The organism is Novosphingobium guangzhouense (genome assembly GCF_002896965.1).
GTDB lineage: Bacteria > Pseudomonadota > Alphaproteobacteria > Sphingomonadales > Sphingomonadaceae > Novosphingobium > Novosphingobium guangzhouense.
In genome coordinates, this window is the sequence record NZ_LYMM01000114.1 from 1 (window position 1) to 1,538 (window position 1,538).

At 55.4% G+C, this 1,538-nt stretch carries 1 protein-coding gene; it reads left to right on the top strand.

Annotated features, from left to right (window positions below):
• The first annotated feature begins 116 nt into the window (after positions 1 to 116).
• Complete coding sequence (locus tag A8V01_RS27985; RefSeq protein WP_103099513.1) at positions 117 to 1,529, top strand: IS4 family transposase; 1,413 nt, start codon at positions 117 to 119, stop codon at positions 1,527 to 1,529.
• Positions 1,530 to 1,538: the final 9 nt, after the last annotated feature.

The window sequence follows — 1,538 nt, forward strand, 5'->3', positions numbered from 1 at the left end:
CTTTCAATTACCCACAAGTGGTCCGACGCCAGATTCCACTGGTCGCAGCGGTATTGCTGCGACGGAATCGGCTATGATTCATGTTCTCGCACAGGATCGCTTTGGCGGGGTGCACGATGGTGGACGGGGGCTCGGAATCTCAGGCTTGGATCGATGACGAACTTGCTGCGTCGCAATTTAGCGATGTGCGTCTTGGGCGTCGTCTGCGCCAGTTGGTGACGCAGATGGCGGGGGCAGTGGGCGGTCCAATTCCACTCGCCTGTCAGGACTGGGCCAACACCAAAGCCGCCTACCGCTTTCTTTCGAATTCCGATGTGAGCGAAGGTAAAATTCTGCAGGGCCATTTCCAATCCACGGCATCGCGAGTCGCAGCCGTTGATGGCCCCATTCTGGTTCTCCAAGATACCACGGAATTTTCGTATGAACGCAAAAAGCCCGAACAGGTTGGCATCATCGGTTATGCCCCGAGCAAGCGCGAGACTGTTGGGATTGCTCGGCGACACACCATTTGCGGGCTGCTGATGCATAGCAGCCTGGTAGTAACGACCGATGGACTGCCGCTCGGATTGGCGGCGATCAAATTCTGGTCACGCAGCAAATTCAAAGGTACCTCGGCGCTTAAGCGTCAAATAAATCCGACTAGGGTGCCGATTGAAGCTAAGGAAAGTATCCGCTGGCTGGAGAATATGCGCGCCTCGACGGCTCTGCTGGGCGAAGGCCAGCGCCTGATCCACATCGGCGATCGCGAAAACGACATTTATGAGTTCTTCTGCGCTGCGCGCGAAGCCGGCACCCATTTTTTGGTACGGACATGCGTTGATCGTCTGGCGGGCGATGGCAAACACACCATTGCTGCTGAAATGGCAAACGCACCCATTGCGGGTCGCCACATGGTTGAAATTGCCGATGGCGTGACCGCCAGCCTGGCACTAAAATATAAGCGGATTCGAGTATTACCCCCGATCGGCAAGCAGAAGCGCTATCCGGCTCTGGATCTTACCATCGTCCACGCTCAGGAACAGGATGGCTCGGAGAACCGCTCTCCTATCGACTGGAAACTGATCACTGACCTGCCCGTTGCGTCGCTGGAAGAGGCGGTTGAAAAACTCGAATGGTACGCGCTGCGTTGGAAGATAGAGGTTTTCCACAAAATCCTTAAATCCGGATGTCGCGCAGAAGATGCCAAATTACGCACGGCTGAGAGGCTTGTGAATTTGCTCGCGATTTACTGTGTTCTGAGCTGGCGGATGTTCTGGATGACCATGATCAACCGCACTGCGCCCATGGCTTCGCCAGATATCGTCCTGACCAAAGATGAAATCAATCTCATCGAGAGCATTGTGATAAGCCGAACAGGCCAACCGCCGCCACGACAACTATCAAGTTACCTGACACAGATCGCAAGACTCGGCGGCTATCTCGCTCGCCAGCGCGACCCGCCTCCCGGCAATACCGTCATATGGCGTGGCTGGTCCCGCCTTATGGACATGAAACTTGGAATTGATCTCGCCGGGCGCACTTGTGGGTAATTGAAAGGT